The following is a 13,379-nucleotide window of genomic DNA, read 5'->3' as shown; positions in this document are numbered from 1 at the left end:
ACAGAGTTCCCCGCCTGTCGGGGCACCGCTTTTCGAACACACGCGGTACCGGTCCGGCGCGGACGCGACCATGATAGATAAGGACACACATAGTACGAACTACGACGATTCTGTCGCGGCGGCCGAAGACGAGGTGGGAAACGCACAGCGAGACATATCGGACCAGCGGTCAGAGGGGAGTGAGGCGAGTGAAACGAACCGGACCTCGTCGGACCAGCGGTCCGACGGCGGTGAGGCGAACGACGTGAGCCGAGCCACGGCAGAACTGCGTTCTGACGGAGGTCTGTCACGGGCGGCACAGAGCCACCGGAACACGAACTACCTCGACGAGGAGGTGAACCTCCTGCGGCCGAGCACGCCGTTCATGCGGGACCACCTGCGGGTGGTCTGGACGGGCTTCGTCGCCTGGGCGCTCATCGTCTTCGGCCCGGTGACGCTGACGGCGATTGTCCCGGGTGTCATGACGACGACCATCCCGGGACTGGGCTTTCCGCTGCACTACTTCCTCGTCGCCATCGGCGCGCCCGGCGGGGCGCTCTGCCTGTCGTTCTGGTACGCCCGTAAACGCGACCAACTGGACCAGAAGTACGGTATCACACACGGGAGTGACGCGGACGCGGCCGAGGACGCCGGCACCGAGGAGACGACGGCGGCCGACGGTGGCCGCCCCGACGGAGGCCACCCATGATGCTACAGACCGGCCTCCTGCCCGAGGGGCTGAACGTCTCGTTCAAACTCGTGCCCGCGATACTGGTGCTGTCGATGCTCGGCCTGTTCCTGGCTATCGGCTACGCCTTCCGGGTGGCCGACACCGAGGGGATGTGGGTGGCCGGCCGCTCCATCGGCAACGTCGAGAACGGGATGGCCATCGGCGCCAACTGGATGTCGGCCGCGTCGTACCTGGGAATGGCGGCGCTCATCGCCCTCTCGGGCTTTTACGGGCTGGCGTTCGTCGTCGGCTGGTCGACGGGCTACTTCATCCTGCTCATCTTCCTCGCGGCCCAGATGCGCCGGTTCGGGAAGTACACGGCGCCGGACTTCGTCGGCGACCGCTTCAACTCCGATACGGCCCGGGTCATCGCCGCCGTCACCACGTTCCTCATCGGCTTCGTCTACGCCATCGGGCAGGCCCGCGGGATGGGCCTGGTCGGTCTGTACATCTTCGGCGACATCGGCATCCCCGGCTTCTCGGGCTACCAGTCGATGGTCATCTTCATGATGACTATCACCGTCGGCTACCTCACCCTCTCGGGCATGCTGGGCGCGACGAAGAACATGGCCGTCCAGTACGTCATCCTCATCGTCGCCTTCCTGGCCGGGCTGTACGTCGTCGGCTTCACGCAGGGGTACTCGACGGTGCTGCCACAGGTCGAGTACGGACAGCTCTTTGCGACGCTGTCCAGCGAGTTCAGCGAGCCGTTCGTCACCGGCGGCTACTACCTCTGGATAGCGACGGCGTTCTCGCTCGTCGTCGGGACCTGTGGCTTACCGCACGTCCTCGTGCGCTTCTACACCGTCGAGAACGAGCGCACCGCCCGCTGGTCGACCGTCTGGGGCCTCTTTTTCATCTGCCTGCTCTACCTGTCGGCGCCCGCCTTCGCCGCCTTCGGCACCGACCTCTACAGCCAGGACATCGGTCCGGTGTACGGCGACCCCGGCATGACCAGCGCCGCCGGTGACGTCATCGTCGTTCTCGCCGCACAACTGTCGAACCTCCCGCAGTGGTTCGTCGGCTTCGTCGCCGCGGGCGGCATCGCCGCCGCCATCGCGACGACCGCCGGCCTGTTCATCGCCGGCTCCTCGGCCATCTCCCACGACATCTACGCCAACATCGTCAACGAGGACGCCAGCCAGCGCCAGCAGGTGCTCGTGGGCCGGCTCTCCATCGTCGCGCTGGGCGTCATCACGACGCTCGCGGCGCTGGACCCGGCCGCGCCAATCGCCGCGCTGGTCTCGTATGCCTTCTCGCTGGCCGGCGCGGTCCTCTTCCCGATGTTCTTCCTCGGCCTCTGGTGGGAGAACACGAACCGCCCCGGCGCGCTGGCCGGGATGACCACCGGGCTCGTCATCTGGACCGTCCCGATGATAAACGAGGTCCTGCCGAGCTACGTCGGCGGGCTGGAGGGGCCGCTGTGGCCCGTCCTGGCCCAGTGGCTCCCTGCTATCGGGTCGGCACTTATCGCCGTGCCCGTCGTCTTCGCCGTCACCATCGGCGTCTCGCTGGCGACGGACGACCCCGACCTGGCGACCAAGCGGCTGGTCCGCCAGTGTCACAGCCCCGAGCCGATGTCGAAGATGCAGTCGGCCGAGGAGGTCGCCGCGACGGACGGCGGTGAGGTCCGCGGAACGAGCGACGACGGCGCTACGGGAGGTGACTGACCATGTACCACGAAATCCTCGTTCCCACGGACGGCAGCGCCGTCGCCGGGGTCGCCGTCGACCACGCGGTCGACATCGCCGAGAAGTACGACGCCACGGTCCACGCGCTGTACGTCGTCGACCCCGACTGGCTCACCTACAGCCTCGGCACGGAGCAGCTCGACCGCATCAGACAGGGCGACTTCGGCGACCTGACCGACCTCGAAGCCGACGCCGAGGACGCCACGGGCGCTGTCGCCGACGCCGCCCGCGAGCGCGGCTTACACGCCATCGAAGAGGTCCGGGCCGGCACGCCACACCGGATAATCACCAGATACGCCGACAGCGAGGACATCGACCTCGTCGTGATGGGGAGCCACGGCCGCTCGGGCGTCAAGCGCGCCCTGCTCGGCTCCGTCACCGAGCGCGTCCTGCGGTCCTCGCACCTGCCCATCCTCGTCGTCGACGAACAGGGGGTCCGCGAGGAGTGAGCGAGGGTCGGCGACGGGGTGCCCCCGTATGAGCCTCCTCGAAGCCGTCGGCGAGCACGTCCGCGAGCACCGCGGCGGCCTGCTGGTCGACCTCGTCTTCGCGATGGCGTGGGTGACGGTGGTGTCGGCCCTGTTCGCACTGCTGCCCTCGCCGCCACAGTGGGCCTACTACCTGGCGATGGCCAGCGGCGTCGTCGCCTACTACGGCTTCTTCTGGTCGCTGGAAGCGGCGCGGGCCGGGGAGTGACGGCGGTCGGGGGTAGCACCGTAGTTCACTCTCGTGCCCCGACCGGATATGTGCTACAAACCGGTTAGTTTATTTTGAGCGTATAGATATACATCCAACGCCTTCCTTCGATTTCGGATACAATATAACGGAAGATATTTACGATTAATCCACTATCGACTTTCCATGAATAGTAAACGTTCTAAATTGGTTACTGACGGTATCAAATATGGAAGTATTCTGGTCGTTGCGACACTCGTCGTGCTGACTTCACTCGCAACCCCGGCTGCCGCGCTACAGTCGGAAAATACAACCGCCACGGACACACAGGCAGCAGAGACTGCGACATCGGACGCCACGTGTACGCCGGGACCCAACGAGCCGGAGATGGATCAGGCACGCCTCTACGCGAGTGATACGACGGTCAATCAGGACAGCCCCGGGCAGATAGCCGGCGGCTTCCAGGTATCACCAGTTGCCAACTGCCCGGTCGTAGTCGTCATTACGATGAGCGTCCCCAGTGGGATGACGATCTCCGGAGGATCGGACTTCGCATCGAGCGGTGCCGGGTTGGTGTCGACGCGGTTCACCGTCCGCCCCGGAGCGAACATTCGGGACGTCCGGGCGACCGTCTACAGCGAGGACACCGGTGAGAAGACAGTGACCGCGGACATCCAGTACTGGCCACAGGGCCACCAGGACCTCAACCGTGAGATCGACGGCCTCAGTTTCAGTTTCAACGTCGAGGAATCCGTGACGCCTACAGCTAGTAGCCAGAGCGCCGGGACCCAGGCTTCGGGCGGCTCCGGTGCCGGTGGGTTTGCCTTCGTTCCTGCGCTCGTTGCCGCTGCTCTCGGGACGCTGCTCATCGCACGTCGGACGGGTCAGTAACAACGGAGCTACAATGACTGCTGATTCTGCCACCGTAACGACCGTGACAGGTGTGTCAGGGATGGTGCGAGAATGAGTCCACGAAGTCGTATCGCGGGGCTCGGCCTGATAGCTGTGGTGCTGGTCCTGATTGCCGCGCCGGCTGTCTCGGTTGCGACGAGTGGTGTTGCAGCACAACCGACGGCCGACTTGACAAGCGGTGGGAGTCAACCATTGCTTTCGACGCACTCGCCACCGACCGCGTCGTTCAGCTACTCACCCTCAACACCCAACCCTGACGATACTATTACACTCGACGCGAGTGATTCGACCGACAACGGTACCATAACGTCCTACGAGTGGGATACCAACGGCGACGGGGACTACAGCGATTACAACGAGGATGCCGACGACGGCCAAGTCGCCTCGGTGACATTCCAGACGGGTGGCACCTACACCGTCGGACTCAGAGTGACAGACAGCAACGGTAATACAGATACGATAAGGCGTCAGATTACGGTCGAGAATCCGGCGCCGACAGCCTCGTTCAGTTTCTCGCCGGAGACTCCGAACCCCGACGATACCGTCACATTAGACGCCAGTAGCTCGAGTGATTCCGACGGATCGATCACGTCTTACGAGTGGGACACCAACGGTGACGGGGACTACAGCGATTACAACGAGGACGCCGACGACGGCCAGACATCCTCGGTGACGTTCCGGACGGGTGGCACCTACACGGTCGGCCTCCGTGTGACAGACAACGGAGGCAAAGAATCGACCATCACCAAACAGATTACTGTCGACAATCCTGCTCCGACGGCGTCGTTCAGCTATTCCCCCTCGACCCCGAATCCCGACGATACGATCACGCTTGACGCCAGTAGCTCGAACGACAGTGATGGGAACATCGTCTCCTACGAGTGGGATACCAACGGCGACGGGGACTACAGCGATTACAACGAGGACGCCGACGACGGCCAGACCACGTCGGTCAGTTACGGCACCGGTGGTACGTACACTGTCAGCCTTCGCGTCACCGACAACGGCGGCAAGGAGCGAAGCGTAAGTAAGCAAATCACGGTCGAGAACCCGACACCGACGGCGTCGTTCAGCTATTCCCCCTCGACCCCGAATCCCGACGATACGATCACGCTTGACGCCAGTAGCTCGAACGACAGTGATGGGAACATCGTCTCTTACCAGTGGGACACCAACGGCGACGGGGACTACAGCGATTACAACGAGGACGCCGACGACGGCCAGACGACTACAGTGTCGTACGGAACGGGCGGTACGTACACTGTCAGCCTCCGAGTGACCGACAACGGCGGCAAAAGTGTCACCACCACCCGGCAGATTACCGTCGAGAATCCGGCACCGACGGCGTCGTTCAGCTATTCCCCCTCGACCCCGAATCCCGACGATACGATCACGCTCGACGCGAGTGGCTCTGGCGACCCCGATGGGAACATCGTCTCCTACGAGTGGGACACTAACGGCGACGGGGACTACAGCGATTACAACGAGGACGCCGACGACGGCCAGACCACGTCGGTCAGTTACGGCACCGGTGGTACGTACACTGTCAGCCTTCGCGTCACCGACAACGGCGGTACGGAACGGACAGTAACGAAGCAAATCACGGTCGAGAACCCGGCACCGACGGCGTCGTTCAGCTATTCCCCCTCGACTCCGAATCCCGACGATACCATTACGCTTGATGCAAGTGCGGCGAACGACCCCGACGGGAACATCGTCTCCTACCAGTGGGATACCGACGGCGACGGAGAATACAGCGATTATCGGGACGATGCAGACGACGGCCAGACCACCACCGTGTCGTACGGTACCGGGGGAACCTACACGGTGAGTCTGCGAGTAACAGACAACGGCGGGAAAACGGTTACCACCACTCAGCAAATCACAGTCGAAAACACTGCACCGAACGCCCGTATCAGCGTGTCACCAGCGATGCCGACGCCGGGCGGTCAGGTCCAACTTGACGGCAGTAGGTCCGGTGATCCGGACGGACAAATCGAATCGTACACCTGGTATATCGACGGCGACGAAATCGGACACGACGAGGCGCTCTCATACCAGTTCGATCGACGCGGAACCTACGAAGTACGCCTGGAGGTGACGGACAACGGTGGTCTGACGGCGGCAAACACCACGACAGTCGGCGTCAGCAACCCACCCGACCCATCAATGACGACATCGCCGGCCACTATCGGTACCGGAGCGTCGGTGACGTTCGACGCCAGTGGCTCAACTGACCCAGACGGCCGGATAACCAGCTATCACTGGCGATTCGAAGACGGGACAACGAAGACCGGTGAGGCGGTCTCCCGGAGCTTCGACCGGACGGGCGAACGTAGTGTTACCCTCACAGTCACCGACAACTCCGGCCACGAACGGACACTGGAAGAGACCATTACGGTGTATCCAGCACCCGAGGTGTCGATGGCCATAACACCCGACAATCCGATAGAGGGGAGTCCGGTCGAACTAACCGCCAGTTCGGCGGACGCGATTCGGTCTTACCAATGGATTATCGACGGGTCGGCAGCGTACACCGGCGCCACCGCGTCGCACGCGTTCACCGAAGCAGGCGATCAGACGGTCGTGCTGCGAGCGACCAGTACGGAAGGCGTGACCACACAGGTGTCTCAGACGGTCTCGGTCGATCAGGACGCCTCGTTCGAACTAACCTCGAACCAGGGACAGGTCAGAGCAGGTGAGACTGCGGTCATCATGTTCAGTGTGAACAACAACATTCCCAACCGCGGCCTCAACGCCAGCCTCCGGTTGGCTCTGCCCGATACTGGGGTCGAAATCGAGAGTGTCGACGGGGGCCAAATCACCAGTCGTAGTACGACCAACTTCATCAGTATAGACGGGGGCAGCCAGGATTCGCTCCGGGTCAGAATGCGGTTCAACGAGCCCGGAAATTACAGTATCGGTGGCCAGTCGGTCTACTACTACGGGAATCAGTCGAACAGCCAAGAGGCATCGGTCAGCCCAGTCTCGATAACTGTCACCGGCGGCCGAGAGGATTCGGCCTCGTCTGGTTCCGGCCCTGGCTTCGGTGTCGTGTCGGTGCTGGTCGCCGTACTCCTGCTCGTATGCCAGAAGCGGGAGTGGGTGCGCCAGTAAACCGCTCCTTGCAGTCGGTATCCTCACTCCACGGCTCACCTCGTTCGCTGCTCGCTTGTTCGGAGACACCTCGCTTCGCTCCCCGTTCCGTTTCGAGGCCGCTCCTTTCAGTCGCGGCCTCGCTACTGCTCGCGGTTCCCTGCGGTCACCGCTCGCCTGTGCAGAGATATCTCGCTACGCTCGATATCTCTCATTCCCCACTCATCGCTTCGCTCGCCATATTCCGTCCCTGGGCGTTCAGACTGACCTCCGTCCGCTCCCGAACCTTATCGACCGCACCGACATCCAGCAGCTTCTGGTATATCTCCTCGACGTCGTCCGGCGTCGTTCCGACGAAATCGGCCATCTCGAACGGCGAGACGCCCGAGTACAGCGCCATCAACACCTGACTCTCCATCTCGGTGAGTTCGTAGTCGTCCTCGCGTTCCTCGACGACGGCGCCAAAGAGTGCTTCGAGCGCGTCGGTGTGGTGGGCCATCCCGGAGAAGTGCGTCTCGACGCTGCGGTCCTGCTCGTCCGTGTGTTCGACTTCGACGACCGCCCGCTGCTCGCCCAGGACGGTGCTCTGGCCGGTCTCGATAGTCCCCACGTCGTCGATGTCGAAGACGGTCGAGTCCCCGCCGGGGAACTGCAGGCGGACCTCCGCGTCGTCCAGGCGAAACCGGGCCTTGCTCCACTCGGCGTCGTCCTGGATGACGCCGCCGACGACCGCCGGATGCCGGGCCAGGATGACCTCGCCCTGCAGGGTCGCCCGTCGGTACTCGAAGGCGAAGTCGGAGACGTTGCTCGCGTCCACAAGCAGGACGTTGTCGCCGACGGAGAGGACCGTCGCGCCCGGCGGCACGTCGTCGGGGACGGCGCTCTCGGGGTCCTCTGGCAACGAGATGTTCGAGTGCGGGATGGGCTGTTTGTTGCCGTTGGTCGCGAGCACGACCCGCTTGTTGGTGACGATGAGCCGGCAAGACTGCCACTGCGGGTCGGCGACCGGGTCGCCGCTGCGGACGACGTACTGGAAGTCGCCGGACGCGTCGAGTACCTTGTGTTCGTCACCACTCATGGCCGCAATCGTCGGAGAGTTGTCGCCGAATCCTATATAAGTTCCACCACCGCTCGCGTGGATCCGGCCGCCGCGGGCGAGACGGCGCGAGCCCAGCGGCTCAGAGCAGGTCGACGACGGCGTGCAAGCTCTCGACGTCGTGGGTCGGTCGCGTGTCGAGCGTGGCGTCGGCGTTGTGGCCCCGGCGCAGGAAGGCGACGTCGACGCCGGCGCGCTCGGCCGCGACGACGTCCGTGGCGCTGTCGCCGACGTACAGCGGGTTCGACGCACCGATGGCGGCCGTCGCGGCCTGGATATACGTCGGCTCGGGCTTCTTCTCGGCCAGGCTGTCGAGCGTCGGTTCGCGCGCGACCACCGTCTCGAACCAGTCGGCCATGTCGTGGCTGTCGAGTGCGTGGTGGATAACCCGGCGCTGGTTGTTGCTGACGACGCCGGTCGGGATGTCGACGCCGTCGAGCGCCGCGACGTCGTCGTAGGGCGCTTTCCGGCCCGCTTCGATCGCTTCACGCAGACACGCTTCGATTCGGTCCTCGCGACACCGCCAGAGCCGTTCGGGCGCGAGCGCGTGGCGGTCGGCCAGCGCCACCAGTTCGTCCGTCGAGACGCGGATGCTGAGCCGCTCGGCATCCGCCGCCTCGGGCGCCTCGACGCCGGCGTCACGGAGCGCCGCCAGCGCGGTCTCCCGGAGCGTCGACCGGTCGGTCAGCGTCAGCAGGACGCCGTCGTGGTCAAGCAACAGGGCGTCGTACTCGGCCATGCGCGCCGGTAGAGCCGCCAGCTACCTGAGCGCGTCGGCTCACAGCGCGACGAGCAGGCCGCCGACGACGCCCAGCCCGCCGAAGACGACACAGACCGTCCAGAACGGGACCCGCCGCACCAGTCGGACCAGCGCGTCGACGGTCAGATAGCCCACGACCGCGCTAACCGAGAGCGCGACCACGGCGCCCAGCGGGTCGATAGCCGGGACGCCGTCGTCGGCCAGCACGAGCGCGTTCGCCCCCAGCGCTGCCGGAATCGACAGCAGGAAGGAGAGTCGCAGCGAGGACTCGCCCTCGTGGCCGCGCAACAGGAGCGCGCTGACGGTCGTTCCGGAGCGGGAGACGCCGGGGAGGATGGCCACGCCCTGCAGCGCGCCGACGAAGACGGCGTCGACCCAGTCCGGCCGGGACCGGGCGCCGAGCGACAGCGCGACGGCGAAGCGCTGGAGCAGCCCCGTCAGCACGAGCAACCCGCCGACCAGCGCGAGAAAGAGCCCGCCTTCCAGCCCGGAGACGGCGGCGTCGAGCAGGAGATACGCCGGCAGCCCGGTGAGGCCGGTGGCGACGGTCGCCACGGCGAGAAAGGAGAGGTCCGCCGTCTCGTCGGCGAAGGGGCGGCGCGTGAGCTCGCGGACCGACGCGAGGATGTCGGCGACGTCGGCCCGGTAGTACGCGATAGCCGCGACGGCGGTGCCGGCGTGGAGAAAGAGCGCCAGCCGCGTCGCGTCGGCGGGCGCGAACCCGCCCAGGACGGTCGAAGCGAGCGCGACGCCGCCCTCGCTGGAGACGGGAATCCACTCCAGAATCCCCTGCAGGATGCCGAGCAGGACGGCGACGAGGAGGGAGTTCATACCCACCCAGCGGACAGCCGAGAGTAAAGGCGGTTCGGTCCGGAGACGGCGACGGAGCTATCAGTATTTATACACTGCCTGTCTAACGGCTGGTATGCAACTGGGTGGTGTCGTCGACTGGCTGGCCGGGCTCCCGCCCTGGCAGGGCTTTGGCCTGCTCATCGTGACCAGCCTGGTGCTTTCCGTCGCCGTGCGGGACCTCGGGGACCGATATCTCAAGCGGCTGACCGACCGCATCGACGGGGACGTGGACGAAATCGTCTTCGGCGGCGTCCACACCGCGCTGTATCTCACCGTCGGACTCGCCGGCGCGTACGTCGGGACGCAGGTGTACGACATCTCGCCCGGTATCGCCGTCCCGCTGGAATCGGGGACGCTGTCGCTGGTCATCGTCGTCTGGGCGGTGACGCTGCTGCGGGTGGGTCGGAAGGCCTCGACGGTGGTGACCGACAGCCGCTACATCGACCGCCAGATGGTCCCCATCCTCCAGAACGTCTGGAGCGCCGTCGTCGCCGCCGTCGCCATCTTCCTGCTGTTGGTGCTGTGGAACGTCGACGTGACGCCGCTCTTGGCCTCCGCTGGCATCGCCGGCATCATCGTCGGCCTTGCCGCGCGGGACACCCTGGCGAACTTCTTCGGCTCGCTGTCGCTGTATCTGGACGGGACCTACAAGGTCGGCGACTACGTCGTCCTCGAGACCGGCGAGCGCGGGCGCGTCGAGGACATCTCCGTGCGCTCGACGGTCATCCGGACCCGCGACGACATCCTCGTCACCGTCCCCAACTCGAAGCTCTCGAACGCCGCCATCGTCAACGAGTCCACCCCGAAGACGAAACGCCGCATCCGGGTGCCCATCGGCGTCGCCTACGGCACCGACATCGACGTCCTGGAAGCGCTCCTGCTGGACATCGCTGCCGAGGAGGGACTGGTACTCGAACGTCCCAAACCCCGCGTCCGCTTCCGGGAGTTTGGCGGCTCGGCGCTGAACTTCGAGTTGCTGTGCTGGGTCTCGAATCCGGCCCAGCGGGCGCGGGCGACCCACAAGCTCAACAGCGCCATCTACAAGCGCTTCCAGACCGACGGCATCGAGATTCCGTTCCCGCAGCGGGACGTCTCCGTCTCCGTCACCGACGTGCCGGGAGACCTATTCGACCGACCCAGCGAGCCGCCGGCCGAGCCGTTTCCGACGGACGGCGGGGCTGCCGGTGAGGTGAGCCAGCCGGCGTCCGAGCACCGCTCCGACGGTGGGCACGAGGAGCGGTGAGACAGTCCACGGCAGGTAGCCGCCCCAGCAGTCCACGTGGGTGGACTGAGCGGAGCCAACGGCTCCGCGAAGGTCGACAGACGCTTCGCGTCTTGCGGGACTGAGAGGGGCCGGTCGATGCGGGAAGACGGGCGATGCAAGCACCACAGGAGCGACCGTCGGGAGCGACGAGGCGCACAGCGAGTCCCTCGACTGCATCGGCCGGGGGCGTTCTGGCCGTCAGCAGTATCCACAGTAGCGACGGGAGCTGTTACAACGAGGTCGAAACGCAGTTACCGACCCGCCACGACGAACGGATAATGACCGTACTCGAGGACGCGGCGTCCGCGCTGGCCACGGGGCCGCTCTGTGATTCCTGCCTCGGCCGGCTGTTCGCCGAGCGGAGTTTCGGGCTTGCCAACGCCGAGCGGGGCAGGGCGTTGCGTGTCTCGCTGGCGCTGGAGGACGACGAGCCGTTCGAACCGGACGGGGACTGCTGGGTGTGTGAACTGGAGAGCGAGCGGGTCGACTGGTGGGCCGAGCAGGCCGCGACGGCCGTCCGGGGCTACGACTTTGCCACCTATCAGGTGGGGACGAAGGTGCCGCCGCTGCTGGAGGAGAACGACGCCCTGCTCCGGGAGGACGTGGGCCTCGACGCGGACGCCGGCGAGGCGCTGAAGACCGAACTCAACCGCGAGGTCGGCAAGCGGGTCGGCGACCTGACCGGCGCCGAGGTGGAGTTCGGTCGCCCGGACGTCCAGTTCACCCTCGACCTGGCGACCGACGAGGTCGGCGTGCAGGTCAACTCCGCGTTCGTCTACGGCCGCTACCGCAAGCTCGAACGCGACATCCCCCAGACGAAGTGGCCCTGCAACGACTGCAACGGCACCGGCCGCTGGCAGGGCCAGCCCTGCGAGGGGTGTGACGGCTCCGGCTTCCGGTACGACGAGAGCGTCGAACAGCTCTCGGCACCCGTCGTCGTCGACGCGATGGACGGCGAGGCGGGCACGTTCCACGGCGCCGGCCGCGAGGACGTCGACGCGCTGATGCTGGAATCGGGGCGACCGTTCGTCATCGAGGTGGACGGGCCCCGCGTTCGCGATATCGACGTCGAACAGCTGGAACGGGATATCAACGAGTTCGCCGACGGCAAGGTCGAGGTCGAGGGGCTCCGGCTGGCGACCCACGAGATGGTCGAGCGGGTCAAGGAACTCGACGCCTCGAAGACCTACCGGATGGACGTGGAGTTCGACGAACCGGTCGCGGAAGACGACCTGGCAGCCGCCCTCGACGAACTCGAAGGCGCGACCATCCACCAGGAGACGCCCCAGCGCGTCGCCCACCGACGCGCGGACCTCACGCGGACCCGCGAGGTGTACGAGACCGGCGGCGAACTGGTCGACGACACGCACGCAGACATCCGCATCCACGGCGAGGGCGGCCTCTACGTGAAAGAGCTGATTTCCAGCGACGAAGGGCGTACCGAGCCGAGCCTCGCGGGACTGCTGGGCGTCGAGAGCGTCGTCACCGCGCTCGACGTGGTCGACGTGCAGGGCGAAGACGAACCGTTCGAGAAGGCGGAGTTGTTCCGGTAGCAGCGACACCACACTGTCGCCCGGCACAGCGCAGGAACCGCGGTTCTAGTCCGACCCACCGTCGCCGAGTGGCGACACACGGACGTCACCGCGGCCGGTGATATCGACCATCGTGCCGGCGAACTCGAAGGAGACGGTACACTCCGGTCGGGTGCGCTCCGCGAACAGCAGGTCGATAGCGTCGGGGTCGACCGCCTGCCCCAGCGGCGGGAGGTCGGTCACGGAGACGTCCCGAGCGGCCGCGACGCACTCGACGACGCTGGCGACCGCCGAGCCTGACGACCGCTCCGCCCGTCTGACTACCTCCCGCACCTCGGTCTCGTCGTCACACATCGCGGTTCAATCACTCGCGCTCTCGACCTCGGCGCTCGACCGCTGTGTCAGCGGCTGCGGGGAGAGCAGTCCGATGGGGATTTCCAGGGCGAGCGGCGTCAGTGAGACCGCGTCGCGTTCTCGGTCCCAGCGTGCGAGACCAGCGTCGATAAGCTTGGGTAGGTGCTGGTGGTGCAGCAGTACCCGCGTGCGGTCACGGGCCGCGGTGGTCTCGGCCAGGTGGACAGCGACGTCTTCGACCCGCGCCTCGTCGTTCACCTGCGTGAGGTACCGAAGCGTTTGCCGGCGATAGGAACAGGCAAGCGCGTCGAATATCCGCGACCAGTCGACGGTCTCTGTTAGGTCTGGCATACAGGTTGTCGGTTGGCGTATCGAAGGCTAAGCATACCGCCTGTTATTTCAGGCGCTTGTTACCACATCTGTGCATAACAGGCCAAT

At 65.5% G+C, this 13,379-nt stretch carries 13 protein-coding genes; 8 read left to right on the top strand and 5 right to left on the bottom strand.

Translation table 11 applies throughout. From position 1 onward, the window contains the following. Window positions 1-154 precede the first annotated feature (154 nt). The 6 genes from NDI86_RS09010 to NDI86_RS08985 all read left to right on the top strand — a co-directional run bounded on the left by NDI86_RS09010 (window position 155) and on the right by NDI86_RS08985 (window position 7,104). Window positions 155-688, top strand: coding sequence for a DUF4212 domain-containing protein (locus NDI86_RS09010; protein ID WP_417936257.1), 534 nt, complete (start codon window positions 155-157; stop codon window positions 686-688). Continuing rightward, window positions 685-2,379, top strand: coding sequence for a sodium:solute symporter family transporter (locus NDI86_RS09005; RefSeq protein WP_310900085.1), 1,695 nt, complete (start codon window positions 685-687; stop codon window positions 2,377-2,379). Before NDI86_RS09010 ends, NDI86_RS09005 begins: the two co-directional genes overlap by 4 nt. A 2-nt stretch (window positions 2,380-2,381) precedes the next feature. Continuing rightward, entirely contained in the window at window positions 2,382-2,849 is a 468-nt protein-coding gene (locus NDI86_RS09000) for a universal stress protein (RefSeq protein ID WP_310900084.1), read from the top strand. A 28-nt stretch (window positions 2,850-2,877) separates the two neighbouring features. Then, on the top strand, window positions 2,878-3,096 hold the full coding sequence (locus NDI86_RS08995) for a DUF8119 family protein (protein ID WP_310900083.1): 219 nt from the start codon (window positions 2,878-2,880) through the stop codon (window positions 3,094-3,096). 366 nt (window positions 3,097-3,462) lie between these two features. Next, on the top strand, window positions 3,463-3,966 hold the full coding sequence (locus NDI86_RS08990; RefSeq protein WP_310900082.1) for a hypothetical protein: 504 nt from the start codon (window positions 3,463-3,465) through the stop codon (window positions 3,964-3,966). 72 nt (window positions 3,967-4,038) lie between these two features. Next, window positions 4,039-7,104: a PKD domain-containing protein gene (locus NDI86_RS08985; protein ID WP_310900081.1), complete on the top strand. Its 3,066-nt coding sequence runs from the start codon at window positions 4,039-4,041 to the stop codon at window positions 7,102-7,104. Between the two features lie 190 nt (window positions 7,105-7,294). On the opposite strand, the gene NDI86_RS08980 is transcribed toward NDI86_RS08985, so the two are convergent. From NDI86_RS08980 to NDI86_RS08970, 3 genes are all read right to left on the bottom strand, one after another. Beyond that, the gene (locus NDI86_RS08980) at window positions 7,295-8,161 is read right to left on the bottom strand and encodes a CheF family chemotaxis protein (RefSeq protein WP_310900080.1); all 867 of its coding nucleotides are present in this window, start codon (window positions 8,159-8,161) and stop codon (window positions 7,295-7,297) included. Window positions 8,162-8,261: 100 nt separating this feature from the next. Next, on the bottom strand, window positions 8,262-8,918 hold the full coding sequence (locus NDI86_RS08975) for an HAD family hydrolase (RefSeq protein ID WP_310900079.1): 657 nt from the start codon (window positions 8,916-8,918) through the stop codon (window positions 8,262-8,264). A 39-nt stretch (window positions 8,919-8,957) separates the two neighbouring features. Continuing rightward, window positions 8,958-9,770 (bottom strand): undecaprenyl-diphosphate phosphatase, encoded by an 813-nt coding sequence (locus NDI86_RS08970; protein ID WP_310900078.1) that lies wholly within the window; start codon window positions 9,768-9,770, stop codon window positions 8,958-8,960. 94 nt (window positions 9,771-9,864) lie between these two features. Here NDI86_RS08970 and NDI86_RS08965 point away from each other — a divergent pair, with 94 nt between their 5' ends. Beyond that, a complete protein-coding gene (locus NDI86_RS08965) occupies window positions 9,865-11,034 on the top strand; it encodes a mechanosensitive ion channel family protein (RefSeq protein ID WP_310900077.1) in 1,170 nt (389 codons plus the stop codon). A gap of 299 nt (window positions 11,035-11,333) precedes the next feature. Then, entirely contained in the window at window positions 11,334-12,608 is a 1,275-nt protein-coding gene (locus NDI86_RS08960) for a tRNA pseudouridine(54/55) synthase Pus10 (protein WP_310900076.1), read from the top strand. 45 nt (window positions 12,609-12,653) lie between these two features. Here the strand turns inward: NDI86_RS08960 and NDI86_RS08955 are convergent, their stop codons facing one another. After that, window positions 12,654-12,941, bottom strand: a complete 288-nt coding sequence (locus NDI86_RS08955; RefSeq protein WP_310900075.1) for a HalOD1 output domain-containing protein — start codon at window positions 12,939-12,941, stop codon at window positions 12,654-12,656. Between the two features lie 6 nt (window positions 12,942-12,947). Then, window positions 12,948-13,292, bottom strand: a complete 345-nt coding sequence (locus NDI86_RS08950; protein WP_310900074.1) for a DUF7344 domain-containing protein — start codon at window positions 13,290-13,292, stop codon at window positions 12,948-12,950. Window positions 13,293-13,379: the final 87 nt, after the last annotated feature.

This window comes from Haloarcula onubensis (genome assembly GCF_031624605.1).
Classification (GTDB): domain Archaea; phylum Halobacteriota; class Halobacteria; order Halobacteriales; family Haloarculaceae; genus Haloarcula; species Haloarcula onubensis.
This window is presented reverse-complemented; position numbering and strand designations above follow the sequence as displayed.